The following is a 25,556-nucleotide window of genomic DNA, read 5'->3' as shown; positions in this document are numbered from 1 at the left end:
CGCGGCTCATGGTGTTCGAGGGATCGAGCGTCGCCATCTCCCATACGGGGAAGGTGCGCTCCAACAATCAGGACTCGGGCTACGCCGGCTCGAACCTCTTCGTCGTCGCCGACGGCATGGGCGGCCACGCCGGCGGGGATGTCGCCTCGAGCATCGCCGTCCACCGTCTGAAGGAGCTCGACCACCCGTACGGGTCCACCGGTGAGGCCGAACAGGCCCTTCAGGAGGCGATCTCCTCCACGGCGGCCGTGCTCATCGACACCGTCGCACGCCGGCCCGAGCTCGCCGGCATGGGGACGACCGTCAGCGGCCTCATCATGGTCGACGACTACGCCGTCATCGCCCACATCGGCGACTCCCGCATCTACCTGTACCGCGACGACGCGCTCACTCAGATCACGACGGACCACACCTTCGTGCAGCGCCTCGTCGACTCGGGTCGCATCACCCCCGAGGAAGCGCGCTACCACCCCCGCCGGTCGGTGCTCATGCGCGTGCTCGGCGACATGGACCCCGACCCCGAGGTCGACACCTTCATCATGCCGACGCAGCCCGGCGACCGCTGGCTGCTGTGCTCCGACGGTCTGTCCGGGGTCGTCGACGACGCCCACACGAGCAAGGTGCTGGGCCACCACTACCCTCCGGGGCGCACCGCCGACCTCCTGCTCAAGCAGGCCCTCGACGGCGGGGCTCCCGACAACGTCACGGTCGTCATCGTCGACGTGGGCGGCAGCCACCCCATGTTCAGCGGGACCGCCACCATCGTCGGCTCGGCATCCAACCCGCAGGGCGTCGAGGTTCCGGCCGCCCGACCCGGTCGCACCAGCTGGCTGCACGCGGCGCGGCAGGCCGCGAACGAGCCGACGCACTTCGAGCCCGCCGCCGAGTTCCTCGAGGAGCTCATCGAGGAGGATCGGCGCCGCGCCCGCCGTCGACGCGTGTGGTGGGTGGTCGGGCTGCTGACGATCCTCCTCGCGCTCGCGGCGGCGGCGCTGGGCGCCTACAGCTGGACCCAGACGCGGTACTTCGTGGGCGCCGACACCGACACCGTCGTCATCTTCCGCGGCATCCAGCAGGATCTCGGTCCGCTCTCGCTCTCCTCGGTCTACGAGGACACCGGCATCATGCTGAAGGACCTGCCGTTCTACCAGCGGCTCGCGGTCACCTCGACCATCTCCGCGCGGTCGCTGTCCGACGCGGAGCAGATCGTCGACACGCTGCGCACCACCGTGGAGGATGAGCGATGAGCGCGTCGACCGACACCGTCCAGACCGATACGACGGTCGTCAAGGCGCTGCGGAGACTCCGCGTGCCGCAGACGCAGCGCAATCGCGAGCTGGGTCTGCTGCTGTTCGCGTTCGCGATCAACGGCGCCGCCATCGCACTCGTGCAGCTGGGCGCGCTCGGCCACATCGACTGGACGTTCCTCTACTACTGCGGCGCACTGACGGTCCTCGTCCTGGGGCTGCACATCGTGCTGCGTTTCAAGGCGTCGCAGGCAGATCCCTTCGTCGTCCCGATCGCGACCGTGCTGTCGGGACTCGGGCTCGCCATGATCTACCGCATCGACATCGAGGATCAGAGCACCGGCTGGGACGCCCTGTCCACGCGCCAGCTCGTCTGGCTCGCGATCGCCACGGCGGCAGCCGTCGCGATCGTCGTCTTCCTCAAGAACTACCGTGTGCTGTTCCGCTACACGTACGTGTTCGGTTTCGCCGGCATCCTCCTGCTCGTGCTGCCGTTCATCCCGGGCCTCGGCACCGACGCCAACGCCGACGTCTGGATCTCGATCGGCGGCATCTTCTCGTTCCAGCCGGGCGAGCTCGCCAAGATCGCGCTCGCGATCTTCTTCGCCGGCTACCTGGTGCGCACCCGCGAGGCGCTGAGCTCGGTCGGCACCCGCTTCCTCGGGATGACCTGGCCACGCGCCCGCGAGCTCGGTCCGCTGCTGCTGATCTGGCTCGCCTCGATGGCGATCATCGTCTTCCAACGCGACCTCGGCACCGGTCTGCTGATGTTCGGCATGTTCATCGCCATGATCTACGTGGCGACCGGCAAGACCAGCTGGGCGGTGCTCGGCGTGCTCCTCGCCGTCGGCGGGGCGATCATCGCCTCGCAGGTGCTGACGTACGTCGGCTGGCGCTTCCAGAACTGGCTCGACGCCTTCAACCCCGCCGTCATCGATCGCGACGGCGGCAGCTACCAGCTGGTCAGCGGCATCTTCGGCCTCTCCGAGGGCGGGCTGCTCGGGACGGGACTCGGTCGCGGACGCCCCGGCCTGACGCCGCTGTCGCAGAGCGACTACATCTTCCCCAGCCTCGGCGAGGAGCTGGGCCTGATCGGCGTCTTCGCGATCCTCTGCCTGTACATGGTCTTCGCGAGCCGCGGCATCCGCATCGGTATCGCCGGACAAGACGACTTCGGCAAGCTCCTCGCGACGGGCCTGTCGTTCACGATCGCCCTGCAGGTGTTCATCATGGTCGGCGGCGTCACCCGCCTGATCCCGCTGACGGGTCTGACGACCCCGTTCCTCGCGGCCGGCGGCTCCTCGCTGGTGGCCAACTGGATCATCGTCGCGCTGCTGTTGCGGATCTCGGATGCCGTGCGCTCCCGACCCCGGGTGGTGATCGGATGACCCGTGAGCTGCGACGGCTGTCGTTCATCATGCTGGCGATGTTCATCGCCCTGTTCGGCGCGACCAGCTGGATCCAGGTCGTGCAGGCCGGCGACCTCGGCGAGAACCCGCGCAACAAGCGCGCCCTGTACGACGCCTTCGAGGTGCAGCGCGGGTCGATCATCGCGGGCGACACCGTGATCGCCGACTCCGTGCCCAGCGACGACGTGTACGCGTGGCAGCGCCAGTACGTCGATCCGCAGATGTGGGCGCCGGTCACCGGCTACATGAACCCGCTGCTGAACTCCCTGACGGGTCTCGAGCAGTCCATGAACAAGGAGCTGTCCGGCACCGCGAGCTCGCAGTTCCTGTCCCGCGTCGAGCGGGTGATCACGGGTCAGCCGGCCCGCGGGTCCAACGTGCTGCTGACCCTCGACCCGACCATCCAGAAGGCCGCCTTCGACGCCCTCGGCAGCTACCAGGGCGCCGTCGTGGCGATGGACCCCACGACCGGACGCATCCTGGCGATGGTGACCAGCCCGAGCTATGACACCAACGCGATGGCGGTGCACAACGCCAAGCAGGTCAACACGACGTACGACGAGCTGCTCAGCGCGGCGGTCAACCCGCTGGAGAACCGCACGATCGGCACCCTCAACCCGCCCGGCTCGACGTTCAAGCTCGTCGTCGTGTCGGCTGCCCTGTCGTCCGGAAAGTTCACGCCGGACTCGACCTTCCCGAACCCGGCGACCTACACCCTGCCCGGCACCTCGACCTCCATCCGCAACTTCGACGGCAACACGTGCGGACCGGGCGACCAGGTCACCATCGCCACCGCGCTGCGGCTGAGCTGCAACATCCCGATGGCCCAGCTCGCCGTCGCCCTCGGCCAGGACGCGCTGCGCGCCGAGGCGGAGAAGTTCGGGTTCAACGGCGCCGATCTCGACATCCCCCTCGCGGTCACGGGATCGGTCTACCCGACGTCGAAGCTCAGCGATGCGCAGGTCGCGCTCAGCGGTTTCGGCCAGGGCGACGTCACGGCGACGCCGCTGCAGATGGCGATGGTCGCGGCCGGTATCGCCAACGACGGGGTCGTGATGAAGCCCCGCATGGTCGACCGCGTCGTGGCCCCGGATCTGACGGTGCAGGAGAGCTTCGCCGACACCGAGCTGGGCCGCGCGCTCAGCACGACGGATGCCGCGACGATGACCTCGCTGATGATCTCGAATGTCCGTGACGGCGCTGCCAGCGGTGCAACAATAGACGGGGTCGATGTGGCCGGGAAGACCGGGACGGCAGAGCATGGGGCTTCGGATCCGTACACGCTCTGGTTCACGGGCTTCGCCCCGGCGCAGGATCCGAAGGTGGTCGTCGCCGTCATGGTGGAGAACGGCGGAGGTCTCGGGCAGTCCGGCACGAGCAACGGGATCGCGGCTCCAATCGCGAAGAAAGTCATGGAGGCGGTGCTGAGCAGATGAGACCGACACAGGGTGTGAGCTTCGGTGGACGCTACGAGCTGGACTCGCGGATCGCGATCGGCGGCATGGGCGAGGTCTGGGAGGCCACCGACCACGTGATCGGACGCACCGTCGCGATCAAGATCCTCAAAGACGAGTACATGGGCGACCCGGGCTTCCTGGAGCGTTTCCGTGCCGAGGCCCGCCACGCGGCGCTCGTCAACCACGAGGGCATCGCCAGCGTCTTCGACTACGGCGAGGAGAACGGCTCGGCCTTCCTCGTGATGGAGCTCGTGCCCGGCGAGGCGCTGTCGACGATCCTGGAGCGCGAAGGGTCGCTGTCGACCGACAAGACGCTCGACATCGTCGCACAGACCGCCGCCGCCCTGCAGGCCGCCCACGCGGCCGGCCTCGTCCACCGCGACATCAAGCCCGGCAACCTCCTGATCACGCCCGACGGGCGTGTGAAGATCACCGACTTCGGCATCGCGCGCATCGCGGACCAGGTGCCCCTGACGGCGACCGGACAGGTGATGGGCACGGTCCAGTACCTGTCGCCCGAGCAGGCGTCGGGTCACCCGGCATCCCCGGCGACGGACATCTACTCGCTGGGCATCGTCGCCTACGAGTGCCTGGCGGGCAAGCGCCCCTTCACCGGTGAGTCGCAGGTCGCCATCGCGATGGCGCAGATCAACGACGCTCCGCCTCCGCTGCCGGCCACCATCGCCGAGCCGGTGCGCAACTTCGTCATGAGCATGATCGCCAAGAAGCCCGAAGACCGGCCGGCCACCGCGTCGGCGGTCGCCCGGGCCGCCACGGCGCTGCGTCGCGGCGACGTCGCCGGGGCGGTGGCGATCGTCCCCGCGATCGCGGGAGCGATGGCGCTCGACGACGTCACCAAGCTGCTCACTCCGGGGATGGCGACCCAGGAGGCGACCCGCATCCTGCCGACCGCCGCCGCGCTGGGTTCGGCGGCGGACGCGGGAGCGCCCGCCGAGGAGCCGAAGAAGAAGCGCAGCCCGTGGACGTGGCCGCTCGTCGCGCTCATCGCGCTGCTGCTGATCGTCCTCGGCGGCACGCTGTTCGCACTGTTCGCCAACCAGGGCGGGCAGCCGACGCCGACGCCGACGACCACGTCGACGACGGCCTCCCGCACACCCACGACTCCCACGCCGACGCCGAGCAAGACGACGGTGTCGATCGACAGCCTCGGACTGATCGGAAAGACGTGTGACGAGGCGCAGTCCATCGCCACCGCGAACGACGTCCAGATCACGTGCGAACGCGGCTCCGCCGCTCCGACCGACGCCGAGGTCGGCAAGATCTACCAGACCAACCCGACGCGCGGCGAAGTCCCCACCGGCAGCATCATCACGGTGACCTTCTACGACGAGATGTCGCCGATCGGCACGCCCACGGCGCCGACCGTGACGAACGATCCCAAGGGGTCGCAGACGTTCACGGTGACGTGGGAGGCCTTCAGCTGCCCGGCCGGGTCGTCGGTCACGGCGTACAACTTCACGGTGATCAACGGCACCTTCAACGCCAACGACAGCACGACCTACCAGTCGCCGACCGCACCGCGCAGCCTGCAGGTGACCGCCGACAAGGACGTGCAGCCGGGATCACTCATTCTGGTGAAATACACCGCGCAGTGCGGCGACCGCGAGAGCGGCTCCTCGCAGGAGGGCCAGGCGCAGATCCCCACGGCGAGCACGTCGACGGGAACTCCGGCGCCCTGAGCGGCGAGGCTCCTGGGACGGGGGCGCCCCAGGAGGCGTTCAGCAGGGTTCGATTAGGCTGGCGGTGAGTCAGCCCAGGGGAGAGAAGTGTCGGGAGAGCAGCGTGTGCTGTCCGAGCGGTACCGCGTCGATGAGCTCATCGGCCGCGGTGGGATGGCGAGCGTCTACCGTGGACAAGATCTGACCCTCGGCCGCCAGGTCGCGATCAAGGTCCTCAAGCGCGAGCTCGCCGACGACAACGCCTTCCGCACCCGTTTCCGGCTCGAGGCGCAGTCCGCCTCGAGGATGTCGCACCCGGCGATCGTCCGCGTCTACGACGCCGGAGAGGACACCGAGACCGACCCCGACGGCACGGCGCACCAGGTTCCGTACATCGTCATGGAGCTCGTCGAGGGCACCCTGCTGAAAGACCTGGTCACCGACGGCGGTGTCGCGGTCCCCGATGCCATCCGCTACGTGGACGGCATCCTGGAGGCCCTCGAGTACTCGCACCGTGCGGGCGTCGTGCACCGCGACATCAAGCCGGGCAACGTCATGATCACCGCGGCCGGCCAGGTCAAGGTGATGGACTTCGGCATCGCCCGCGCCGTGTCCGACTCCTCCTCGACGGTCGCCGAGACGACCGCGATCATCGGGACCGCCGCCTACCTCTCGCCGGAGCAGGCGAAGGGCGAGCCGGTCGATGCCCGGGCCGACCTCTACTCGGCCGGCATCGTCCTGTACGAGCTCCTCACCGGCCGTCAGCCGTTCCGCGGCGAGTCGCCCGTCGCCGTGGCGTACCAGCACGTCAGCGAGACGCCGCTGGCTCCCTCGGAGCTCGTCGACGCGATCCCCCGCTCGGTGGATGCCGTGGCCCTGCGTGCTCTCGCCAAGGATCCGTTCCAGCGCTACCAGGACGCGGCCTCCTTCCGACAGGCGCTCGACGCGACCCTCGAGGGGCGCGCACCCACGAAGAAGCAGGTGGGGGCGCTCACCAGCGAGCTCTACGGCGCCAACCCGCGGCAGGCGGCCGAGACCGCGCGGTCGCTCCGGCAGCTGACCGCGGACACGACGATGAGACGCACGCAGGCAGGCCCGCCCGCGGCCTGGATCTGGGCGGGCGTCGCCGTGCTGGCGGTCGTCCTGATCTCCGTGCTGATCTGGGTGATGACCAGTCGCCCGGGCACGCCCGTGCCCCAGAACTCCCGCATCGTCGAAGACGTCACCGACATGTCGTGGGACCGCGCGAGCGAGACGCTCACGGCCCAGGATCTGCAGCCGCGGCGCGTCGACCAGAGCAGCGACCAGATCACGGAAGGCAACGTCATCCGCACCGATCCGGGCGCAGGCACCACGGTCGCACCGGGTCAGTCGATCACCGTCTACGTGTCGACGGGCCAGCAGACCAGCGCCGTGCCGGCGCTCACGGGTCTGTCGTCCACGCAAGCCGAGGCCGCTCTGAAGACGGCCGGCCTGCAGCTGGGCGCGGTCACGACCCGCAGCGACCCCGATCTGGCGCAGGGCATCGTGATGTCGGCCGACCAGACCGAGGGAGCGCAGGTGCCCGTCGGCACGCGCGTCAACCTCACGGTGGCCAGCGGCAAGGTCGCGCTGGTGAATCTGGTCGGCTACACGGTGGAGGCCGCGACGCGCGAACTCGAGTCGGACGGCCTGAAGCTCACGCCGACCGTCGTCGAGGATCCGTCGTGCCCCGCCAACCCCGGCACGCCGATCGTCGCCGGACAGTCGTTGCCGCCGGGAGACGTCCCCATCCACTCCACGGTGGAACTGCGGGTCTGCTCCGGCACCTGACCGGCCGCGCGCGGGCTCAGCCCCGAAGCGGGTGCAGTCGCGCACCGCGCGCCGCCGCACCGGGCACGCCCACCCGTTCGAGCCAGTTTCCGAGCAGCAGGTAGCCGCCCTCGGTGAGCACCGCCTCCGGGTGGAACTGCACCCCCCACAGCGGCAGGTGGCGGTGGGCGAGTCCCATCACCACCCCCGACGCCGTCTCGGCCGTGACGTCGAGTTCCTCCGGGAGCGTGTCCCGCCTCACAGCGAGCGAGTGGTACCGGGTCGCCGTGAACGGTGACGGCAGTCCCGTGAAGGGGACGTCCCCGCGATGCCGCACGCGCGAGGTGGTGCCGTGGCGCAGTTCGGGCGCCTCCGCCACGGTCGCCCCGAAGGCGACCGCGAGGGCTTGGTGCCCCAGGCAGACACCGAGCAGAGGGATGCCGGCGGCAGCGGCGGCGCGGACGACGGCGACGGACGACCCCGCGACCTCGGGACGTCCCGGACCGGGGGAGACCAGCACGCCGGCGAACGCTCCGATCGTGCGGACCGGGTCGGCGACGGCATCCGCTTCGACCATGTCGGTGTCGGCGCCGAGCTCGTGCAGGTAGCCCACGAGCGTGTGCACGAAGCTGTCGTGATTGTCCACGACCAGCACGCGCGCGCGATCAGCCACCGACGGTGGCCTCCTGCGGGTTGATGAACTGACCGACCCAGGGGAACACGTACCAGAACAGGCCGTAGAGCACGGCGGCCAGCAGGACGAGGAGGATGAGCACCCGCACCCAGGCCGGGCCGGGCAGGACGCGCCACAGAGCGGCATACATCAGGCGGTCACTCCCTGAGTCAGTGAAGCGGGGGCACCCGCGGCGGTCGGGGTGAAGCTCTCGAACACCGCGTAGGCGATGATGCGCTCGAGCATGTTGAGCTTGGGGGCGCAGCTGGTCAGCGTGAGGTAGCGGCCGTTCGCCGCCAGACCGACCTGCTGCGGCACGGGGAGGAGGACCTCGACCTGGGTGTCCTGCACGTACTCCAGCGTGCGGAAGCGGTAGGTGTACCAGCCGTCGGGCGTCTGGATCACGATCGCGTCGCCGATGACGAGCTTGTCGATCGGGTCGAACGGGGCACCGGAGGTCCAGCGGTGCGCGGCGTAGACGGTGTTGCCCACCTCGCCCGGCATGGCGGTGTCGGTGTAGTGACCGATCTCGCCCGCGTCGAGGATGTCGCGACGACCCGTTCCGGCGGCGACCGTGAACTGCCAGTTCGGACCGAAACGAGGGATGAACATCACGCCGAACTGCTGGCCGTAGTCCTGCTGGGCCAGGACGGGCACGACCGGATCACCCGTCTCGGTCGGAGATGCGCTCGGTGTCGCGCTGGGCGAGCCGGATGCCGTCGGGTCGTCGCTCGGCTGCTGCAGCCAGCTCTGCGACAGCGCGCTGGCCTCGTTGTGCTTCTGCGAGCCGATGATCAGGTCGCCGATCCACATCTGCCAGGCGACGTACAGGAGGGCGACGACACCCGCCGTGATCAGCAACTCGCCGAGCACGCCCAGGAAGGACGCGCGCCGTCGCGGACGCGCGGGGGTCACGACGGGGGTCGCGGGAGCCTCCGCGGCCGGTGCGGCGGAGGTGGCGGGGGCGGCGGCATCCGCGGACGAGGGGGTCGACGGACCGCCCGCACCGTCCTGTGCGGCGAGTCGACGCGCGCGACGCGACGTGTGCTCACCCGGGCCGGCGACCCGGGGCTCGTCGTCGCCCATACCCTCGTTCACGGTGCGATTCTCGCACAGCATGGCTGAGGGAGACCTGCCAGGTAGAATCTTCGCCATGGCACGTTCAGGCAAGGAAGACGAGCAGCTCGCGGAGTACGGCGAGGGCGAGTCCGCACCCAACCCGGTGTGGTTCAAGCCCATCATGCTCGGGCTCATGATCCTCGGTCTGCTGTGGGTGATCGTGTTCTACCTGAGCAACCAGGCGCTGCCGATCCCGGGCATCGCCGGCTGGAACCTGGTGATCGGCTTCGGCATCGCCTTCATCGGGTTCCTCATGACGACGCGCTGGCGCTGACCCCCGCACGACCCGTCGTCCGCGCTGTCCACAGGCGCATCCCCCTGTGAATTACACCGGTGTGATTCATCCCCATATGTGGATGAAGCTGTGGATAACTCTCTCCCGCGGCACCCGCGGACCCCGCCTCCCGCGAGGCGGACGGCGTCAGGCGTACACGAAGAGCGGCACCGCCAGCAGCGCGACGAGCCCGACGGCGACGGCGATCAACAGCCAGGTCTGCAGCGCGCGCTGACGGATCTTGCGGGTGCGCGCGAAGATGACGCCGATCATCGCCCCCACCAGACCGCCGCCGATGTGCGCCTGCCAGGCGATGTTCGACCCCGGCAGGAACGTGATCACCAGGTTGATCCCCAGCAGCACTGCGATCGCCGTCACGTTCGCGCCGAGGTGTCGGCCGATGATGAACATCGCACCCAGCAGACCCCAGACCGCGCCCGAGGCGCCGACGACCACCGTCGCCGGCGCGAGCAGTGCCGTGAGCACCGACCCGCCGACCGCACTCAGGACGTACAGCGTGAGGAACCGCCACCGCCCGAGCAGCGGTTCGAGGCTGCGCCCCAGCGCCCACAGCGCGAGCATGTTGAACGCGATGTGCCAGATGCTCGCGTGCACGAGCGTCACGGTCACGAGCCGCCACGGCTCGGTGTAGGCCAGGGGGGCGTAGAACGCGAGCGCATTGCGCACGGTCGCGCCGACCCCGCCGGGGATCAGGCCGATGAGGTAGAGGGCGCTCGTGACGATCAGGAGCGCGTACGTGACGACCGGCTTGCCGTCGAGTCCGGCCACGCGGCGCCGCGGCATCCGCGTGACGTTCGCCGCCTTGCGCTGGTCGGCCAGGCACTCCGGGCAGATGACTCCCACGGGCAGCGGCGTCTGGCACTCGGGGCAGATCGTCCGCAGGCAGCGCTGACAGAGCACGAAGCTCTGGCGATCCGGATGCCGGTAGCAGAAGTTGTCCGGGTTGGTCCGGAGCTCGGAGTCGGTCACGCCGGCCGGTTCCGCGCGATCAGGCCGCGACGACGTCGATGGAGCTGATGACGACGGGCTCGATCGGGCGGTCGCCCGCGGCGGTCGGGACGGCCGAGATCGCGTCGACGACGGCGCGCGACGCATCGTCGGCGACCTCGCCGAAGATCGTGTGCTTGCCGTTGAGCCACGGCGTCGGGTCGGTGGTGATGAAGAACTGCGAGCCGTTCGTGCCCTCGGCCTTACCCGTGATCGCGTTGCGACGCAGACCCGCGTTGGCCATGGCCAGCAGGTAGGGCGCGCCGAAGGTGAGCTCGGGGTGGATCTCGTCGTTGAAGTTGTAGCCCGGCCCGCCGACGCCCTGGCCGAGCGGGTCGCCGCCCTGGATCATGAAGTTCGGGATGATGCGGTGGAAGATGACGTCCTTGTACAGCGGGCCCTCACCCGGCTTGCCGGTCGCCGGGTGCGTCCACGCCTGCGAGCCGTCGGCGAGACCGGTGAAGTTCTGCACGGTGCGGGGTGCGTGGTCTCCGAAGAGGTTGACGACGATGTCGCCGTGGTTGGTGTGGATGGTCGCGACGGCGGTGTGGATCGGCATGCCTAGCATTCTCTCACCTGTCAACCCCTCGCAAGGCCCGGGAGGTCTGGCAAGATGGGATGAAACCCAGCCGGAACCCAGGGAGGGCACCGTGAGCCTCAGCCGCAAGCGCAAGAAGGAACTCCGCAAGCTCCAGCACCAGGCGAACACGCTGTGGGAGTCGCAGCAGGTCCTGATCGGACAGGCCGGCGAGGTCGCCCGCGAGGCGGGACGCCAGCTCGGCAACTACAACCGCGAGCAGGTCGTGCCGACCGTGCAGCACACGTATGAGAAGTACGCCGCCCCGTACGTCGAGCAGGGCGTCGCGACCTCCAAGAAGGTCTACAACGACAAGGTCGTCCCGACCGCCGGTGCCCTGATCGGCTCGGCGCTGTCGGTGTGGGATGCCGCGAGCGAGAAGCGTCACGACCTCGCAGCCGGCCGCGGTTTCGGCTCGATCGACCTGGCGGCCATCCAGAAGAAGGCCGACAAGTACGGCAAGAAGGCGACCAAGCAGCTCAGCGTCGCGGCACCCAAGAAGCGCATCGGCGCCGGCGGTGTCATCGCGATCCTGCTCGGCGTCGCCGCGGCCGCGGGCGTCGTCTACGCCGCCTGGCAGACCCTGCGTGCCGACGACGAGCTGTGGGTGGCGGACGACCCGCTGCGCGCACCGGATGCCTGAGCAGCCCCCGGTCGTTGAGCTCCCGCAGCCCCCGGTCGTCAAGCTCCCGCAGCCCCCGGTCGTCAAGCTCCCGCAGCCCCCGGTCGTTGAGCGAGCGCAGCGAGTCGAAACGCCATGACTGATCCGCTCGCGCGCGTGCGCACCGCCGCCGCGGTGCGCGGTCTCGACATCGAGCTGCGCGAGCGACCCCCGGCATCCAGTCTCGACGAGGCCGCGCGGTTGCTGGGCCTCCAGCCGGCCGACATCGTGAAGACCCTCGTGGTGAAGAAGTCGGACGACACCTACCTGTTCGCGCTGATCCCCGGAGACCTGGCGATCTCGTGGCCGAAGCTGCGCGCTCTCGTCGGCGTGAACAAGCTGCGCCTGCCGGAGCCCGAGCTCGCCCTGCAGGCGACGGGGTACGAGCGGGGGACGATCGTCCCCATCGGCAGCACGACCGACTGGCCGGTGTACGCGGACGCGTCGATCGCCGGGCGCCGCATCGCGATGGGCGCCGGCGCGCACGGGTACAGCCTCTTCGTGGACGCCGACGAACTGATCGCCGCCTACGACGCCACGGTCGCCGACATCTCGCAGCCGGTCAGCCCGACGCGCTGACGGCGAGGCCGGCCATGCCGAGCGCCACGTCGACCAGCTTCACCCGTTGCGGCGGAAGTGCGCTGAGCGGAAACCACTCGGCGCGGTCGGTCGACCCGTTCTGCTCGTGCCGCAACCGGCCGCCGGTCACCTCGGCTCGGTAGACGATCCGCAGGGTGTGGAGCGGTTCCGTGTCCTCCGCATACACGCGTCTGCTCGCGGGGATCACGCGGGAATGGATGCCGAGGAGCTCACCCACCCGCACGCGGAAGCCGGTCTCCTCCCAGACTTCACGGCGGGCCGCGTCGACGGGGTCCTCACCGGGCTCGAGGCCTCCGCCGGGCATGGTCCACGCGCCGCGGCGCCCCTGATGCCAGTGGGCGAGCAGCACGCGATCGTCCGCGTCGACGACGACGGCGTACGCCGCAACCCGCAGGTCCATCCCGTGAGCCTAGCGGGCGCGGCTATGACGCCGGGAGGCGTCTTTTCCCCGTCGGACACGCGGGTCAGACGGCCGCGGTCCGCAACTCCCGGTCGCGCAGGGCGCGCTCGACCGCCTCGACGTCGCGCACGGCGCCCCGGTCGGCCGACGTCGCCATCGCGGCGTAGGCGCGCAAGGCGAGCGACACGGGACGGTTGCGGTCGCGGGGCGCGTAGCCGCCGTCCGACAACAGCCGGGCACGCCGACGCTCGAGCTCGTCGTCGTCCACGCGCAGGCTCATGCCGCGCGAGGGGATGTCGATGTCGATGATGTCGCCGTCCTCGACGAGCGCGATGATCCCACCGCTGGCCGCCTCGGGGGAGACGTGTCCGATCGACAGACCCGACGTCCCGCCGGAGAACCGACCGTCGGTGACGAGGGCGCAGACCTTGCCCAGACCGCGGCCCTTGAGGAACGAGGTCGGGTGCAGCATCTCCTGCATCCCCGGCCCGCCCTTCGGTCCTTCGTACCGGATGACGACGACATCGCCCGGCTGCACCTGCTTGCCGAGGATCTTGGCGACCGCCTCCTCCTGCGACTCGCACACGACCGCCGGTCCCGAGAACACGAGGATCGACGGATCGACGCCCGCCGTCTTGACGACCGCCCCGTCGACGGCCAGGTTGCCGCGCAGCACCGCGAGCCCGCCGTCGGCCGAGTACGCGTGCGCGGCGGACCGGATGCAGCCGTTCTCGGCATCCTCATCCAGCGCCGCCCAGCGCTCGGACTGCGAGAACGCGCTCGAGGACCGCACGCCGCCGGGGGCCGCATGCCACAGGTCGCGGGCGGTGTCGGACGCGGTGCCTCCGCGCACGTCCCACTCCGCCAGCCACGAGGCGAGGGAGTCGGAGTGGATGGACGACACGTCCTCGTTGAGCAGACCCGCGCGGTGCAGCTCGCCGAGGATCGTGGGGATGCCGCCCGCGCGGTGCACGTCCTCCATGTAGTACATGCGGCCGTACGCCGGGTTGGGGGCGATCTTGGCGAGGCAGGGCACGCGGCGGGAGATGGCGTCGATCTCGTCGAGCCCGAAGTCGATGCCGGCCTCGTGTGCCGCGGCCAGCAGATGCAGGATCGTGTTGGTCGACCCGCCCATGGCGATGTCGAGCGCCATGGCGTTGGCGAAAGCGGAGGGACTCGCGACCGCCCGGGGGAGCACCGAGGCGTCGTCCTCGTCGTAGAAGGCGCGGGTGATCTGCACGGCGACCTCGCCGGCCTTCTCGTACAGGGCGCGGCGGGCCGTGTGCGTCGCGAGCACCGATCCGTTGCCGGGGAGGGCCAGGCCGAGGGCCTCGACGAGGCAGTTCATCGAGTTCGCGGTGAACATCCCCGAACACGAACCGCAGGTCGGGCAGGCGTTCTCCTCGATGCGCTGGATGTCGGCATCCGACACGGTGTCGTTGGCCGCCTCGGAGATCGCGTCGACGAGGTCGAGGGTGCGGACGGTCCCGTCGACGAGGGTGGCGCGGCCCGACTCCATCGGCCCGCCCGAGACGAAGACCGTCGGGATGTTCAGACGCAGCGCCGCCATGAGCATGCCGGGGGTGATCTTGTCGCAGTTGGAGATGCACACCAGCGCGTCGGCCTGATGGGCGTTGACCATGTACTCCACCGAGTCGGCGATGAGGTCGCGCGAGGGCAGCGAGTAGAGCATGCCGCCGTGGCCCATCGCGATGCCGTCGTCGACGGCGATCGTGTTGAACTCGCGCGGGATGCCGCCGGCGGCGGAGATCGCCTCGGACACGATGCGACCGACCGGCTGCAGGTGGGTGTGGCCGGGGACGAACTCGGTGAAGCTGTTCGCGACCGCGATCATCGGCTTGCCGAAGTCGGCCGCGTTGACACCGGCGGCGCGGAAGAGGGCACGGGCGCCGGCGGCGTTGCGGCCGTGGGTGACGGTGCGGGAGCGCAGAGGGGTGGGCATGGTTCCACCCTGGGGGCCGGCGGCGGTCGGCGGAAGTGGCTGCTGATACTAGTAGTGGGAGCACTAGGTTTGTGGAGTGACCGATGACCACCCCCATGACGTCCGTGACGACGGCCGTCAGCAACGACGGGAGCTCGGATCGTTCCTGCGCCGGCAGCGCGAGCGCCTCGACCGCTCGACGTACGGTCTCCCGCCCGCCGGACGCGGACGCACGACGGGCCTGCGCCGCGAGGAGGTGTCGTACCTCTCCGGCGTGAGCGTGACCTGGTACACGTGGCTCGAGCAGGGCCGCGACATCCATCCCTCGCGCCAAGTGCTCGACGCCGTGGCGACGGCGCTGCGCCTCACCGATACGGAGCACGACTACGTCCTGAGCCTCGTGGGACTCGCTCCGAGGCCCGCGGTGCGCGCGGGAGCGGTGGACGTCGCCCCCGCGCACGTCCAGCGCTTCCTCGACGCGCTCGACGAGCACCCCGCCTACGCGCTCGCACCCGACTGGGGCATCACGGGGTGGAACCGCGCCTACGAGCGGCTCTATCCGGGGGTCGCGACCACGACGCCCGAGGATCGCAACCTGCTCTGGCTGGTCTTCACCGATCCGTCGGTGCGCTCGCTCCTGGACGACTGGGATGACACGAGCCGCCGTTTCCTCGCCGAGTTCCGCGCCGAAGCGGGCCCCCGACTCGGCGACCCGCGGTATCGCGACCTGGTGGCCCGTCTATCCGCCGCGAGTGACGACTTCCGTGCGCGCTGGAACGAGCACGGCGTGAGCGGGTTCCGCTCCCGCGAGCGCGTGTTCCGGCATCCGGCGCTCGGACGCCTCGTCTTCGAGCACCACCAGCTGCGCCCCTCCGACGAGACCGATCTGCAGCTCGTCGTCTACGTGGCGGATGCCGAGACGCGAACGCGCTTCCACGGCTCGGCATCCTGAGCGGGCGCCTCGCGGTCAGCTGCGCAGGGCCACCACCGGCTCGATCCGCGCCGCGCGGCGCGCCGGGATCCATCCCGCGACGAGTCCGACCACTCCGCCGAGGACGGCGCCGGCGGCGGCGAGCAGCGGGTCGAGGACGGGGACCCAGCCCGCGACGAGCGAGACCGCGAGCACACCGAGCACCGCGAGCGCGGCCCCCATGATGCCGCCGAGCAGCCCGATGACGACCGACTCCACGACGAACTGCCCGGCGATCTGCCGCGAGGTCGCCCCCAGCGCGCGGCGCAGGCCGATCTCCGGTGTGCGCTCCATCACGGAGAGCATCGTCACGTTGGCGATGCCGAGGCCACCCGCGAGGAGCACGATGACCCCGAGCGCCACGAAGACGATGTTCACATCCGATTGCACGCCGCGGCTGAGGTCGCTTCCGGCGCGGGGCGCGGCGACCTCGACCGCGTCCGGATCGGCGGGGTTGAGGGTGAGTGGCGCCTGGTCCTTCACCTGCGGCCCGGCGCCGACGACGATCCGCGCCTGCACGCTGCCCGGTCCGCCGAGGCCGAAGTCGGCACGGGCCGCGCCGGTCGGGACGATCACGGCGTCGAGCAGGTCGGCGCGACGTTCGAACCCGTCCACGATGCCGATGACGGCGTACGCGATCCCCCCGATGAAGATCGACGGCTGACTGTCGATGCGGTTGATCGAGAGGCGCTCCGCCACGCGGGCGCCCACCACGGCGACGCGGTCGCCGCGCCGATCGTGACCGAGGTCGAACATGCGCCCCGCCTGGACGGTGCCGCCGATCGTGTCGAGCAGCTCCGCGGATGCCGCGACGATGGGCGGGGCCGCGGGCAACGCGATCGAGGGGTCGTTGACCGGCACCGCGGTGACGGTCGCGCCGTCGGGAAGCGCCACGTCGGACAGGAGCACGGCGGACTCGACGCCCGCGAGGCGCTCGACGCGCTCGACGGCATCCCACGGCAGCCGCGCGGTGGCGACCTGTCCGCCGCCGCGCGTGCTCGCCGTCGACGGAGTGATCTCGATACCCGTCGCCGCGACGGCGTCGAACTGTCGCGCGATCTGTCCCGCGGCCGTCTGCGCGAAGCCGAGTGTCGCGACGAGGGCGCCGACGCCGAGGACCGTGCCGGCGAGGGTCATCACGAGTCGTGCCGGTCGTGCGCCGATGTCCACCGTCGCCTCGGCGACGAGGTCGGCCGCGGAGAACCGATCCGCGCGCGCGACGGGCGGGACGAGCCCGTCGACGCCCGCTTCCTCGGCGGGAGGACGGCGGTCGCGGCGACGCGGGATCCATCGCACGTCAGGCCACCTCTTCCAGTCGCCCGTCGGAGATGCGCACGCGCCGCCCGGCCCGTGCGGCCACGGTGCTGTCGTGCGTGATGACCACCAGCGTCTGACCCTCGCCGTGCAGCTCGTCGAACAGCTCGAGCACCTCGTCGGAGGTGCTCCGGTCCAGGTTGCCGGTGGGCTCGTCGGCGAGCAGAAGGCTCGGCCGGCCCACGACCGCACGGGCGACGGCCACCCGCTGCCGTTCGCCGCCCGACAGGAGCGTGGGCAGGAAGTCGACGCGGTGACCGAGACCGACGCGGTCGAGCGCCGCGCGCGCCCGTGACTCGCGCTCGCCCCGCGGCACGCCGCTGTAGAGCATGGGGACCAGGACGTTCTCGAGGACGGTCCGACGGGGCATGAGGTGGAACGCCTGGAAGACGAAGCCGATGCGCCGGGCTCGCACCGCCGCACGCCGATCCTCGTCGAGGGCGCCGGTGAGAACGCCGTCGAAGCGGTACTCGCCGACACTCGGGCGGTCGAGCAGGCCGAGGATGCTCAACATGGTCGACTTGCCCGACCCGCTCGGCCCCACGATCGAAACGTAGTCCCCGGTGTCGACACGCAGATTGATCCCCTTGAGAGCCTGCACCTCCGGCGGTCCGGGAAACGACCGGGTCACGTCGCGCAGTTCGACCAGGGGTGCGACGGCATCCGCCGCACTCACTTCCCGACCACCACGAGGTCGCCCTCCGTGAGCTCGCCGCCGGACGGCGTCACCTCGACGACACCCTTCGCCGACAGGCCCGTCTGCACGGTGACGAGCCGCGTCTGCGCGCGAGGGTCGCGAGGATCACCGACGACGACCTCGACGCGGGCCTCCCCGCCGGTGCCCGCCGACAGTGCCGCGAGGGGGACGGAGAGCACCTTGCCGTCGGTCGCGCCGACCGGGATCGACACGCGGACGTTGCTGCCCTGGATCTGCTGGATCTGCTCGGTCGAGAGGGGGTCGGGGGTGAGCGTCAGCGACCAGCGGCCGTTCGCGTCTTTACCGCTTGCGGGGGTGATCGCGGCGATCGTCGCCGTGTGCGCCGCGCCGTCCGGCAGCGCGAAGCTCGCTTTCCCGCCGACCGTCAGAAGCCGCGCGTCGGCCGAGGCCACCGAGCCGGTGAGCTGCACGGTGGCGCCCGAGACGGTCATCGCCTTCCCCTGCAGCACGCTCCCGCGCTTGGCCGTCACCTCATCCACACGTCGCGGAAGACTGCTGAGATACAGCACCTCCGAGGAGGGCAGTGCGGTGAGTGCGGCTTCACGGGCCCGCGCCAGGTCGGCCTCGGCCTGGGCGACCTGCTCGCGCGCGGCATCCCTCGCGGCGCGCTGCGCCGAGGTGTCGGGAGCGGCGGACAGCTGCTCGCGCCGCAACTGGGCCAGCGCGAGGTCGTCCTGGAGATTGGCGATACGCGAGGGTGCCTCACCCGCGGCCTGGGCGTCGGCGACCGCGCGCTGCGCGGCGGCGACCTCGTTGTCCGCCTGACGGATCTCGACCGCCGAGGCGCCGGAGGCGGCCTTCCCGAGATCGGCGGATGCCGCGCCCAACGACTGCCGCGCCGACTGCAGCCCTTGCTCCGCCGCCCGGACGGTCGCGGCCGCGGAGGCATCCCCGCCCGGGGCGGGATAGCCGGCGGCCGTGTACAGCGCGTTAACGCCGGCCGCGGTGGTCTCGTCGAAGCGGTCGGATGCCGGATCGCCGCCGTCGATGCCGACCGCGCGCAGCGCGTTCTTCAACTGCACGACGTCGGGGCCGGAGACGCCGAAGCGGAGCGTGCGGTACGCGGGCAGCTCGCCCGGCAGGACGATCACCGGCCTGCCGGCCACTTCGAGCGCGATCGACAGGGGGTTCAGCTCCGCGCCCGTGGCGGGCACCTGGCCGGTCACGACGGTGGGACCCTCGACGCTCGCGGTGTCGATCGTCACCTCCGTGGCGTCGGCGTAGCCGACGTCGGCCCGGACGGTGACATCGTTGCTCAACTCACCGAACTCGACGGGCACGGTGACGAGCCCCGCCGCGGGCGCGGCGGCGTTGGCCCCACCCGCCGGCGCGACGACGAAAGTCCCCACGAGGAGTCCGGCGACGAGGGCCCCGGTCGCGACGAGCGCGGTGATCCACAGCGCTCGATTGGCCCGCAGCATCCCTCGCCAGCCGGAGCGGCGCCCGGCATCCGGCGCATCGGATGCCGGCGCATCACCGGCGGGCACGACATCGTCGGTAGGTGCGAGATCGCCGAGCAGGTCGACCTCGGAGGAGCGGTCGGGGTCGCCGGCGGCGCGGTCGCTCGTCATCTATCGTCCCGCCTGCTCGGCGGCCGCCTTGAGCGCCTCGAGCTCGGCCTTGTGGTCGGCGATGAACTGTCGCTCCAGCTCGAACTGCACCTTCTGCTGCTCCGCGCTGTATCCGGTCTTCGTCCGGCAGTCGAGGTCGGCGAGGGCGACGGCGACCTCCTCCTCGGCGAGCGTGGCGAGTTCGGGGTCATTGTCCTGCGCACCCGAGGAGCCGCTCATCTTCTCGTAGTACGACGACAGCTTGTTCGAGATCGACATCTGCGCGTCGGTCTGCGCCGAGAAGCCCGTGTGTCCGGCGTCGCTCATGCAGGACGACCACTTCTGGTTGATCTCCGCGAAAGCCGTGTTGGTGGCCATGTCCGTGTAGAACGTGTTGATCGCTTCGTTCAGCGAGGCGAACTGCTCGTCCTGCATCGGATCGCTGTTGGTCTCGTGCTGCGCCGCGCCCTGGCATCCCGCCGTCTTCCAGTCGTACTCGTACGACCCGTCCTCGCCGAGCTGGTCCTCGGTGGGCTGCGGTCCGTAGAGCGCCTCCCAGTACGCGGTCTGCTCCGTCTGGGAGAGGCTGTCGAGGTAGCCCTGGTTCGGGTCGGTGTACGGGGTCTCCTGCGCGGGCTGGTCGGACATCGGGTTCTTCACCATGCCGTAGCCGTACTGCGAGACCCAGTCCCGGTCGTCGGGCTTCCACATGTCCGCGTCACCGGCCGAGAACGAGACGTTCTGGGTGTTCGGCGTGTACTCGAAGCCCTGGTCCTTCATGCACTGGGCGACGAGCTCCTCGGACTTCTTCTGCGATTCGGCGTATCGCTGCTCCTGCTCCGAGGCCGACAGGTTGGTGCCGTAGACGGCGCCGAGGTACTCCATCAGCGGCGAGTCGGCCTTCCCACCATTGCCGTCGGAGGCGGCCGTGCAGCCGGATGCCGAGATCGCGAGGGCGACCGCGGCCAGCGTGGTGGTGGCGATACGGGTGAGGGTCTTCATTGCGGGGGTCCCATCGTGTCGTCGGAGCGAAACGGCTCCGATGAACACGCTATGAGAGGCCCATGGACCCTCGCGTCCCCCTAGAGGATGATCCGCTCCGCGGCCCGGGCGTGTCTCGCCGCCGCGTGGCGGATGTCGGTGCTCAGGCGAGCTTCGCGACGATCGCCGCGATGCGACGCGCCCGCGTCTCCTCCGCCTTCGCCGACAGCACGTTCGTGACGTGGGCCTTCCGCGCGCTCGGCGCGAGCGCGTCGAATGCGGCGCGAGCTCCGGCATCCGCCAGCGCGCCGGCCAGGTCGTCGGGGAGCTCGACGGTGCGCGGTGCCGTGTCGAGCTCGAGGACGACCTCGATGGCGTCACCGCCGGCCAGGCCCGTCGCCGCCCGTTTGTCGGATGAGAAGGGGATCAGATGCCGCCCGCCCATCACCGCGAGGGTGCTCGGGTAGGTGAAGCCGTTGACGGTCACGGAAACGGCGGCACGACTGCCCCCACCCAGTCCGTCGACGATCTCGGGCGGCACCACGATCCCGGTGTTGTTGCCCTGCTGGAACAGCGTGGTCTCAAAGCGCATGCAGTGAGTATCCCAGCGCACGACCAGCGGCGGAAGACGGGGCGAGATGTCTGAACCGATGCTGCGTGCACCGGTTCGCCACCAGCGCGAGCGAAGTGGCGGGCGACGCGTCTTACGGGCGCAACGCGCGACGCTCCGCACGCTGCTGGAGCCGGTCGAGTCGCAAGGTCGGAACGTTGGTCATTGCGTTGTGCATGACGGCGAAGAGGGCGCCGGCGTGGAGCATGGTGTGGGTCACAAGGGTCTTCTCGCCGTGCGCTCGCACGTCCCATTGCCCCGTTTCACTGCTGCCCGCCACCTCCAGCCTCCACACGATCCGCTCGATCGTCGCGTCAGTGTAGGTGAGGGTCGCGCGGCCAGGAACACGTGTGGACACGGGGTAGGGATGGCCGAGTCTCGCCGACAGATCACGGGTTCCGGTGCTGTTGAGGGCAGGATTCCAGTCGGCGAGCTCGGCGATGTTCATGATGATGTCGGCGATGATCTGAGGGCTTGCGTGGATCTCGCGTTGTGCTGTGAGGGGGTTCATCAGGGTGCTCTCTGTGGAGATGGCGGTCGTGTGGGCGTGACGCGACTGTGGGTGCTCAACCGAATCCGGTCGTGGACCCACTCCCCGAGAGCTTCGAGGAATTAGATGTCACGTCATGTAATGTTATGTCGCCAACCTGTTGGGCACCCGTCGTAGAGTGGCATGTCGAAGATGAGCCGTCACGGGCACGTCGGTTCGGCCTGGTAGCCTTGCCGCGACGCGATCTGCTCGATGGCTGATCGGCGAACAGAATCCATCCGCACCGGAGACGTGGGGAGCCAGCACGGATGCTCGACACTCACCGCGACGCGTGAGCGCCACAGAACTGCGATACGCGATTCTCGCGGCGCAACGTGAAGGCAACCGACAACTCGCTCGTGCTCTCGCACCACTCGACGTGACTCCCTCGCAAGCAGAGGTGATCACGGTTCTCGCCGACTATGGCCCGATAACCCTTAAAGGGCTCGGCAGTCTGCTGGTATGCGAGTCGGGAAGTCCGAGCAGGCTCGTGGACTCCCTGGTGAAGCGCGGCCTCGTCGACCGGATAGACAACCCGGTTGACCGGCGACAGGTGCTGCTACAGCTGACCAAGGAAGGCCGCAGGCTGCGCCCTCACGTCGAAGCGGCGGAAGCCACCATCGACGCGAACCTCCGCGACGTCTTCGGCGACGAACTCGTCCGCGACATCGTTCAGCAGATCCGGAAGTTCCTCGCAGGCAGCAACGTCGGCGCGGCGCTCACCCGCCGCTTCAACGGCAAGTGACGCACTCCACGCGGCGACGGCTGAGACGGGCGTGTCCCACGGGGCGAGATGTCTGTGGAGCCTAGGAGATTCGAACTCCTGACATCCTGCTTGCAAAGCAGGCGCTCTACCAACTGAGCTAAGGCCCCGGACGGGAAGTGGTGGGGCTACCAGGACTTGAACCTGGGACCTCTTCATTATCAGTGAAGCGCTCTAACCGCCTGAGCTATAGCCCCGTCCGGAGGCGGCGTCTCCGCCGTCAACCTCCAAGACTTTACCCGACGAGCGGGCAAACCAAAAATCGGTCAGTTGGAGGTGAACCCGACGAGCAGGCCGCCGGTCACCTTGACCATCAGGTTGTAGATCCCCGCGATGACGGCGCCCAGCACGGTGAGCACGATGAGGTTCAGGATCGCGACGACCGCGGAGAACGCCATCACCTGCGGGAGGTTGATGACGTCGCTCAGCTTGAAGTTGTCGTCGAACGCCGTGAACAGCTCGTCGAGCTTGCCGATCAGACCCGTGGTGCTCAGCACCATGTACACGAGGAAGCTCGCCACCACCGTGACGATCGCCAGGGCGACCGCCGCGAGGAACGACAGCTTCACGGCGGACCAGAAGTCGACGTAAACGAGGCGCAGGCGCACCTGCTTGGCGCTGGTCTTGCTCGATGACTTCTTGGCGAGCTTGTCGGCTACCGTGCTCATGCGTCAGTGTCACTTCCTTCGGGGCGTGAAGCGGGGGGTTCTTCGGCGTCTGCCGTCTCGGCCGAGTCATGCTCCTGACGGAGAGCTCGCTCCGAATTACGGGCGATCGCGAGGATGCGGTCGTCGTCATCGGGACGGGCGAAAACCACTCCCATGGTGTCGCGACCCTTCGCAGGCACCTCGGCCACGGCAGAGCGTACCACCTTGCCGCTGGCAAGAACCACCAAGACCTCGTCGTCCTCACCCACGATCAGACCGCCCGCGAGAACGCCCCGATCCTCGTTCAGTTTGGCCACCTTGATGCCCAATCCGCCGCGGCCCTGGAGCCGGTACTGGTCGACCGCGGTGCGCTTCGCGTAGCCGCCTTCGGTCACGACGAACACGTACGCGTCGTCCTTCGCGACGGATGCCGACAGCAGCATGTCGTCCTCGCGGAAGGACATTCCCTTCACGCCTTCGGTCGAGCGTCCCATCGGCCGCAGCGACTCGTCGGTGGCCGTGAAGCGCAGCGACATGCCCTGGCGGGAGATGAGGAGGATGTCGTCGGTGTCGTCGACCAGCAGTGCGCTGACGACCTCGTCGCCGTCCTCCTCGTCCTGACCGCGCAGGCGGATCGCGATGATGCCGCCCTGACGGTTGGTGTCGTACTCGCTGAGGAAGGTCTTCTTCACCTTGCCGTCGCGGGTCGCGAGCACCAGGTACTGCGCGACCTTGTAGTCGCGGATGTCGAGGATCTGCGCGATCTCCTCGCCCGGCTGCAGCGCGAGCAGGTTCGCGACGTGCTGACCCTTCGCATCGCGGCCGGCCTCGGGCACCTCGTACGCCTTGGACCGGTAGACGCGGCCCTTCGTCGTGAAGAAGAGGAGCCAGTGGTGCGTCGTCGTCACGAAGAAGTGCTCGACGACGTCGTCGGCGCGCAGCTGGGCACCCTTGACGCCCTTGCCGCCGCGGTGCTGCGAGCGGTAGTTGTCGCTGCGCGTGCGCTTGATGTAGCCGTCGCGCGTGACGGTGATGACCATCTCCTCCTCGGGGATCAGGTCCTCCATCGACATGTCGCCGTCGAAGCCGTGCAGGATCGTCGTGCGCCGCTCGTCGCCGAACTTGTCGACGATGCCCGTGAGCTCTTCGGCGATGATCGTGCGCTGACGGCCCGGCGTGACGAGGATGTCGTTCAGGTCGGCGATCTGCGCCTCGAGCTCGGTCGCCTCGTCGATGATCTTCTGGCGCTCGAGAGCCGCCAGGCGGCGCAGCTGCATCGCGAGGATCGCATCGGCCTGCACGTCGTCGATCGCGAGCAGCGACTTCAGACCCTCGCGCGCCTCGTCGACCGTGGGCGAGCGGCGGATGAGCGCGATGACCTCGTCCAGCGCATCCAGCGCCTTCAGGTACGCGCGCAGGATGTGCATGCGCTCTTCGGCCTTGCGGAGGCGGAAGCGCGTGCGCCGCACGATGACCTCGACCTGATGGTCGATCCAGTAGGAGATGAAGCCGTCGAGGGCGAGCGTGCGCGGCACGCCGTCGACGATCGCCAGCATGTTGGCGCCGAAGTTCTCCTGCAGCTGCGTGTGCTTGTACAGGTTGTTGAGGACCACCTTCGCGACGGCATCCCGCTTCAGCACGATCACGAGCCGCTGGCCCGTGCGGTCGCTGGTCTCGTCGCGGATGTCGGCGATGCCGGTGATACGCCCGTCGCGGGCGAGGTCACGGATCTTCAGCGCGACGTTGTCGGGGTTCACCTGGTAGGGCAGCTCGGTGATGACCAGGCAGGTGCGCCCCTGGATCTCCTCGACGTTGACCACGGCGCGCATCGTGATCGACCCGCGGCCCGTGCGCTGAGCCTCGCGAATGCCCTTCGTGCCCAGGATCTGGGCGCCCGTCGGGAAGTCGGGACCGTGGATACGGCCCATGAGAGCTTCGAGCAGCTCCTCGCGGGTGGCATCCGGGTTCTCCAGCGCCCACAGCGCGCCGTCGGCGACCTCGCGCAGGTTGTGGGGCGGGATGTTGGTGGCCATGCCGACCGCGATGCCGACCGAGCCGTTGACGAGGAGGTTGGGGAAGCGCGAGGGCAGGACGACGGGCTCCTGGGTCTTCCCGTCGTAGTTGTCCTCGAAATCGACGGTGTCCTCGTCGATGTCGCGGACCATCTCCATCGCGAGCGCGGCCATCTTGGTCTCGGTGTACCGCGGGGCGGCGGCGCCCTGGTTGCCGGGAGAGCCGAAGTTTCCCTGTCCGTCGGCGAGCGGGTAGCGCAGCGACCACGGCTGCACGAGGCGCACGAGTGCGTCGTAGATCGCGCTGTCACCGTGCGGGTGGTACTGGCCCATGACCTCGCCGACGACGCGGGCGCACTTGTTGAAGCTCTTGTCGGGACGGTACCCGCCGTCGTACATCCCGTAGATGACGCGGCGGTGCACCGGCTTCAGACCGTCTTCGACGCGCGGCAGCGCGCGGCCGACGATGACGCTCATGGCGTAGTCGAGGTAGCTGCGCTGCATCTCGACCTGGAGATCGACCTGGTCGATGTTGCCGTGGTTGTGCCCGGCGTTCGGGTCGGGGCGTTCTTCGTCAGTCATGTCTTCTCGTTCTCACATGGGTGGGGGTGCGTGTGTCGCGTTT

General features: G+C 69.5%; 25 protein-coding genes and 2 tRNA genes. 10 read left to right on the top strand and 17 right to left on the bottom strand.

The genetic code is table 11. The features are described 5' to 3' along the window. Positions 1-8: 8 nt before the first annotated feature. From KY498_RS12190 to pknB, 5 genes are all read left to right on the top strand, one after another. On the top strand, positions 9-1,247 hold the full coding sequence (locus KY498_RS12190; RefSeq protein ID WP_191009256.1) for a PP2C family serine/threonine-protein phosphatase: 1,239 nt from the start codon (positions 9-11) through the stop codon (positions 1,245-1,247). After that, on the top strand, positions 1,244-2,635 hold the full coding sequence (locus tag KY498_RS12185; protein ID WP_060959613.1) for an FtsW/RodA/SpoVE family cell cycle protein: 1,392 nt from the start codon (positions 1,244-1,246) through the stop codon (positions 2,633-2,635). The genes KY498_RS12190 and KY498_RS12185 overlap by 4 nt, the downstream gene beginning before the upstream one ends. After that, on the top strand, positions 2,632-4,092 hold the full coding sequence (locus tag KY498_RS12180) for a penicillin-binding protein 2 (RefSeq protein WP_060959612.1): 1,461 nt from the start codon (positions 2,632-2,634) through the stop codon (positions 4,090-4,092). The genes KY498_RS12185 and KY498_RS12180 overlap by 4 nt, the downstream gene beginning before the upstream one ends. Beyond that, positions 4,089-5,813, top strand: coding sequence for a serine/threonine-protein kinase (locus KY498_RS12175; protein ID WP_061782374.1), 1,725 nt, complete (start codon positions 4,089-4,091; stop codon positions 5,811-5,813). The genes KY498_RS12180 and KY498_RS12175 overlap by 4 nt, the downstream gene beginning before the upstream one ends. Positions 5,814-5,900: 87 nt before the next feature. Next, positions 5,901-7,604, top strand: a complete 1,704-nt coding sequence (gene pknB / locus KY498_RS12170; protein WP_060959610.1) for a Stk1 family PASTA domain-containing Ser/Thr kinase — start codon at positions 5,901-5,903, stop codon at positions 7,602-7,604. A 16-nt stretch (positions 7,605-7,620) separates the two neighbouring features. Here pknB and KY498_RS12165 read toward each other — a convergent pair whose 3' ends face one another. The 3 genes from KY498_RS12165 to KY498_RS12160 are packed head-to-tail and all read right to left on the bottom strand — an operon-like array spanning position 7,621 to position 9,354. After that, positions 7,621-8,256, bottom strand: coding sequence for an aminodeoxychorismate/anthranilate synthase component II (locus KY498_RS12165; protein ID WP_223848760.1), 636 nt, complete (start codon positions 8,254-8,256; stop codon positions 7,621-7,623). Continuing rightward, positions 8,249-8,407, bottom strand: a complete 159-nt coding sequence (locus KY498_RS16545) for a hypothetical protein (protein ID WP_223848761.1) — start codon at positions 8,405-8,407, stop codon at positions 8,249-8,251. The genes KY498_RS12165 and KY498_RS16545 overlap by 8 nt, the downstream gene beginning before the upstream one ends. After that, a complete protein-coding gene (locus KY498_RS12160; protein ID WP_375140941.1) occupies positions 8,407-9,354 on the bottom strand; it encodes a class E sortase in 948 nt (315 codons plus the stop codon). The genes KY498_RS16545 and KY498_RS12160 overlap by 1 nt, the downstream gene beginning before the upstream one ends. A 55-nt stretch (positions 9,355-9,409) precedes the next feature. Here KY498_RS12160 and KY498_RS12155 point away from each other — a divergent pair, with 55 nt between their 5' ends. Continuing rightward, positions 9,410-9,649 (top strand): cell division protein CrgA, encoded by a 240-nt coding sequence (locus KY498_RS12155; RefSeq protein WP_060959608.1) that lies wholly within the window; start codon positions 9,410-9,412, stop codon positions 9,647-9,649. 147 nt (positions 9,650-9,796) lie between these two features. Here KY498_RS12155 and KY498_RS12150 read toward each other — a convergent pair whose 3' ends face one another. Beyond that, a complete protein-coding gene (locus KY498_RS12150) occupies positions 9,797-10,639 on the bottom strand; it encodes a rhomboid family intramembrane serine protease (protein WP_191009258.1) in 843 nt (280 codons plus the stop codon). A gap of 19 nt (positions 10,640-10,658) precedes the next feature. Then, positions 10,659-11,216 carry a peptidylprolyl isomerase gene (locus KY498_RS12145; RefSeq protein WP_060959606.1) on the bottom strand — a complete coding sequence of 186 codons (558 nt, stop codon included), beginning with the start codon at positions 11,214-11,216 and terminating at the stop codon, positions 10,659-10,661. Between the two features lie 91 nt (positions 11,217-11,307). Between KY498_RS12145 and KY498_RS12140 the strand changes: the two genes are divergently transcribed. Both KY498_RS12140 and KY498_RS12135 read left to right on the top strand, forming a co-directional pair. Further along, the gene (locus tag KY498_RS12140) at positions 11,308-11,877 is read left to right on the top strand and encodes a hypothetical protein (RefSeq protein WP_060959605.1); all 570 of its coding nucleotides are present in this window, start codon (positions 11,308-11,310) and stop codon (positions 11,875-11,877) included. Between the two features lie 114 nt (positions 11,878-11,991). Continuing rightward, the gene (locus tag KY498_RS12135) at positions 11,992-12,474 is read left to right on the top strand and encodes an aminoacyl-tRNA deacylase (RefSeq protein ID WP_191009259.1); all 483 of its coding nucleotides are present in this window, start codon (positions 11,992-11,994) and stop codon (positions 12,472-12,474) included. On the opposite strand, the gene KY498_RS12130 is transcribed toward KY498_RS12135, so the two are convergent. Then, on the bottom strand, positions 12,458-12,895 hold the full coding sequence (locus KY498_RS12130) for an NUDIX hydrolase (protein WP_060959603.1): 438 nt from the start codon (positions 12,893-12,895) through the stop codon (positions 12,458-12,460). The two genes, KY498_RS12135 and KY498_RS12130, sit on opposite strands and share 17 nt — an antisense overlap. 64 nt (positions 12,896-12,959) lie before the next feature. Continuing rightward, positions 12,960-14,858 carry a dihydroxy-acid dehydratase gene (ilvD, locus tag KY498_RS12125; protein WP_191009260.1) on the bottom strand — a complete coding sequence of 633 codons (1,899 nt, stop codon included), beginning with the start codon at positions 14,856-14,858 and terminating at the stop codon, positions 12,960-12,962. 76 nt (positions 14,859-14,934) lie between these two features. Between ilvD and KY498_RS12120 the strand changes: the two genes are divergently transcribed. Then, complete coding sequence (locus KY498_RS12120; RefSeq protein WP_191009261.1) at positions 14,935-15,789, top strand: helix-turn-helix transcriptional regulator; 855 nt, start codon at positions 14,935-14,937, stop codon at positions 15,787-15,789. Positions 15,790-15,804: 15 nt separating this feature from the next. Here KY498_RS12120 and KY498_RS12115 read toward each other — a convergent pair whose 3' ends face one another. The 6 genes from KY498_RS12115 to KY498_RS12090 form a co-directional block, all read right to left on the bottom strand. Next, positions 15,805-17,103, bottom strand: coding sequence for an ABC transporter permease (locus KY498_RS12115; RefSeq protein WP_308813211.1), 1,299 nt, complete (start codon positions 17,101-17,103; stop codon positions 15,805-15,807). 1 nt (position 17,104) lies between these two features. Continuing rightward, on the bottom strand, positions 17,105-17,797 hold the full coding sequence (locus KY498_RS12110; RefSeq protein ID WP_101307103.1) for an ABC transporter ATP-binding protein: 693 nt from the start codon (positions 17,795-17,797) through the stop codon (positions 17,105-17,107). Then, positions 17,794-19,410 (bottom strand): hypothetical protein, encoded by a 1,617-nt coding sequence (locus KY498_RS12105; RefSeq protein ID WP_223849536.1) that lies wholly within the window; start codon positions 19,408-19,410, stop codon positions 17,794-17,796. The genes KY498_RS12110 and KY498_RS12105 overlap by 4 nt, the downstream gene beginning before the upstream one ends. Further along, positions 19,411-20,391 carry a hypothetical protein gene (locus KY498_RS12100; protein ID WP_191009262.1) on the bottom strand — a complete coding sequence of 327 codons (981 nt, stop codon included), beginning with the start codon at positions 20,389-20,391 and terminating at the stop codon, positions 19,411-19,413. It lies immediately after the preceding gene. A gap of 142 nt (positions 20,392-20,533) precedes the next feature. Further along, positions 20,534-20,962, bottom strand: coding sequence for a YdeI/OmpD-associated family protein (locus KY498_RS12095; protein ID WP_191009263.1), 429 nt, complete (start codon positions 20,960-20,962; stop codon positions 20,534-20,536). A gap of 112 nt (positions 20,963-21,074) precedes the next feature. Further along, positions 21,075-21,491: an SRPBCC family protein gene (locus KY498_RS12090; protein ID WP_191009264.1), complete on the bottom strand. Its 417-nt coding sequence runs from the start codon at positions 21,489-21,491 to the stop codon at positions 21,075-21,077. Positions 21,492-21,801: 310 nt separating this feature from the next. On the opposite strand from KY498_RS12090, the gene KY498_RS12085 reads away from it, so the two are divergent. Further along, positions 21,802-22,254 carry a MarR family winged helix-turn-helix transcriptional regulator gene (locus KY498_RS12085; RefSeq protein WP_219879383.1) on the top strand — a complete coding sequence of 151 codons (453 nt, stop codon included), beginning with the start codon at positions 21,802-21,804 and terminating at the stop codon, positions 22,252-22,254. A gap of 55 nt (positions 22,255-22,309) precedes the next feature. On the opposite strand, the gene KY498_RS12080 is transcribed toward KY498_RS12085, so the two are convergent. The 4 genes from KY498_RS12080 to gyrA form a co-directional block, all read right to left on the bottom strand. Continuing rightward, positions 22,310-22,382, bottom strand: a tRNA-Ala gene (locus KY498_RS12080). A gap of 10 nt (positions 22,383-22,392) precedes the next feature. Next, a tRNA-Ile gene (locus KY498_RS12075) sits at positions 22,393-22,469 on the bottom strand. 69 nt (positions 22,470-22,538) lie between these two features. Next, complete coding sequence (locus KY498_RS12070) at positions 22,539-22,940, bottom strand: DUF3566 domain-containing protein (RefSeq protein WP_060960835.1); 402 nt, start codon at positions 22,938-22,940, stop codon at positions 22,539-22,541. Next, entirely contained in the window at positions 22,937-25,513 is a 2,577-nt protein-coding gene (gene gyrA / locus KY498_RS12065) for a DNA gyrase subunit A (protein ID WP_060960834.1), read from the bottom strand. The genes KY498_RS12070 and gyrA overlap by 4 nt, the downstream gene beginning before the upstream one ends. Positions 25,514-25,556: the final 43 nt, after the last annotated feature.

The sequence above is a fragment of the Microbacterium sp. PAMC21962 genome, assembly GCF_019443465.1.
Taxonomy (GTDB): domain Bacteria; phylum Actinomycetota; class Actinomycetes; order Actinomycetales; family Microbacteriaceae; genus Microbacterium; species Microbacterium hominis.
The sequence above is the reverse complement of the archived record's forward strand: the minus strand, read 5'-3'. Positions and strand labels throughout refer to the sequence as shown.

Excerpts from the sequence above, each read along its gene's own strand:
- KY498_RS16545 (WP_223848761.1), bottom strand. The coding sequence starts at position 8,407 with ATGTATGCCGCTCTGTGGCGCGTCCTGCCCGGCCCGGCCTGGGTGCGG.
- KY498_RS12135 (WP_191009259.1), top strand. The coding sequence starts at position 11,992 with ATGACTGATCCGCTCGCGCGCGTGCGCACCGCCGCCGCGGTGCGCGGT.
- gyrA (WP_060960834.1), bottom strand. The coding sequence starts at position 25,513 with ATGACTGACGAAGAACGCCCCGACCCGAACGCCGGGCACAACCACGGC.
- KY498_RS12175 (WP_061782374.1), top strand. The coding sequence starts at position 4,089 with ATGAGACCGACACAGGGTGTGAGCTTCGGTGGACGCTACGAGCTGGAC.
- KY498_RS12155 (WP_060959608.1), top strand. The coding sequence starts at position 9,410 with ATGGCACGTTCAGGCAAGGAAGACGAGCAGCTCGCGGAGTACGGCGAG.
- KY498_RS12180 (WP_060959612.1), top strand. The coding sequence starts at position 2,632 with ATGACCCGTGAGCTGCGACGGCTGTCGTTCATCATGCTGGCGATGTTC.
- KY498_RS12090 (WP_191009264.1), bottom strand. The coding sequence starts at position 21,491 with ATGAACCCCCTCACAGCACAACGCGAGATCCACGCAAGCCCTCAGATC.
- KY498_RS12190 (WP_191009256.1), top strand. The coding sequence starts at position 9 with ATGGTGTTCGAGGGATCGAGCGTCGCCATCTCCCATACGGGGAAGGTG.
- KY498_RS12095 (WP_191009263.1), bottom strand. The coding sequence starts at position 20,962 with ATGCGCTTTGAGACCACGCTGTTCCAGCAGGGCAACAACACCGGGATC.
- KY498_RS12100 (WP_191009262.1), bottom strand. The coding sequence starts at position 20,391 with ATGAAGACCCTCACCCGTATCGCCACCACCACGCTGGCCGCGGTCGCC.
- ilvD (WP_191009260.1), bottom strand. The coding sequence starts at position 14,858 with ATGCCCACCCCTCTGCGCTCCCGCACCGTCACCCACGGCCGCAACGCC.
- KY498_RS12185 (WP_060959613.1), top strand. The coding sequence starts at position 1,244 with ATGAGCGCGTCGACCGACACCGTCCAGACCGATACGACGGTCGTCAAG.
- KY498_RS12130 (WP_060959603.1), bottom strand. The coding sequence starts at position 12,895 with ATGGACCTGCGGGTTGCGGCGTACGCCGTCGTCGTCGACGCGGACGAT.
- KY498_RS12070 (WP_060960835.1), bottom strand. The coding sequence starts at position 22,940 with ATGAGCACGGTAGCCGACAAGCTCGCCAAGAAGTCATCGAGCAAGACC.
- KY498_RS12145 (WP_060959606.1), bottom strand. The coding sequence starts at position 11,216 with ATGCCGATCCACACCGCCGTCGCGACCATCCACACCAACCACGGCGAC.
- KY498_RS12105 (WP_223849536.1), bottom strand. The coding sequence starts at position 19,410 with ATGACGAGCGACCGCGCCGCCGGCGACCCCGACCGCTCCTCCGAGGTC.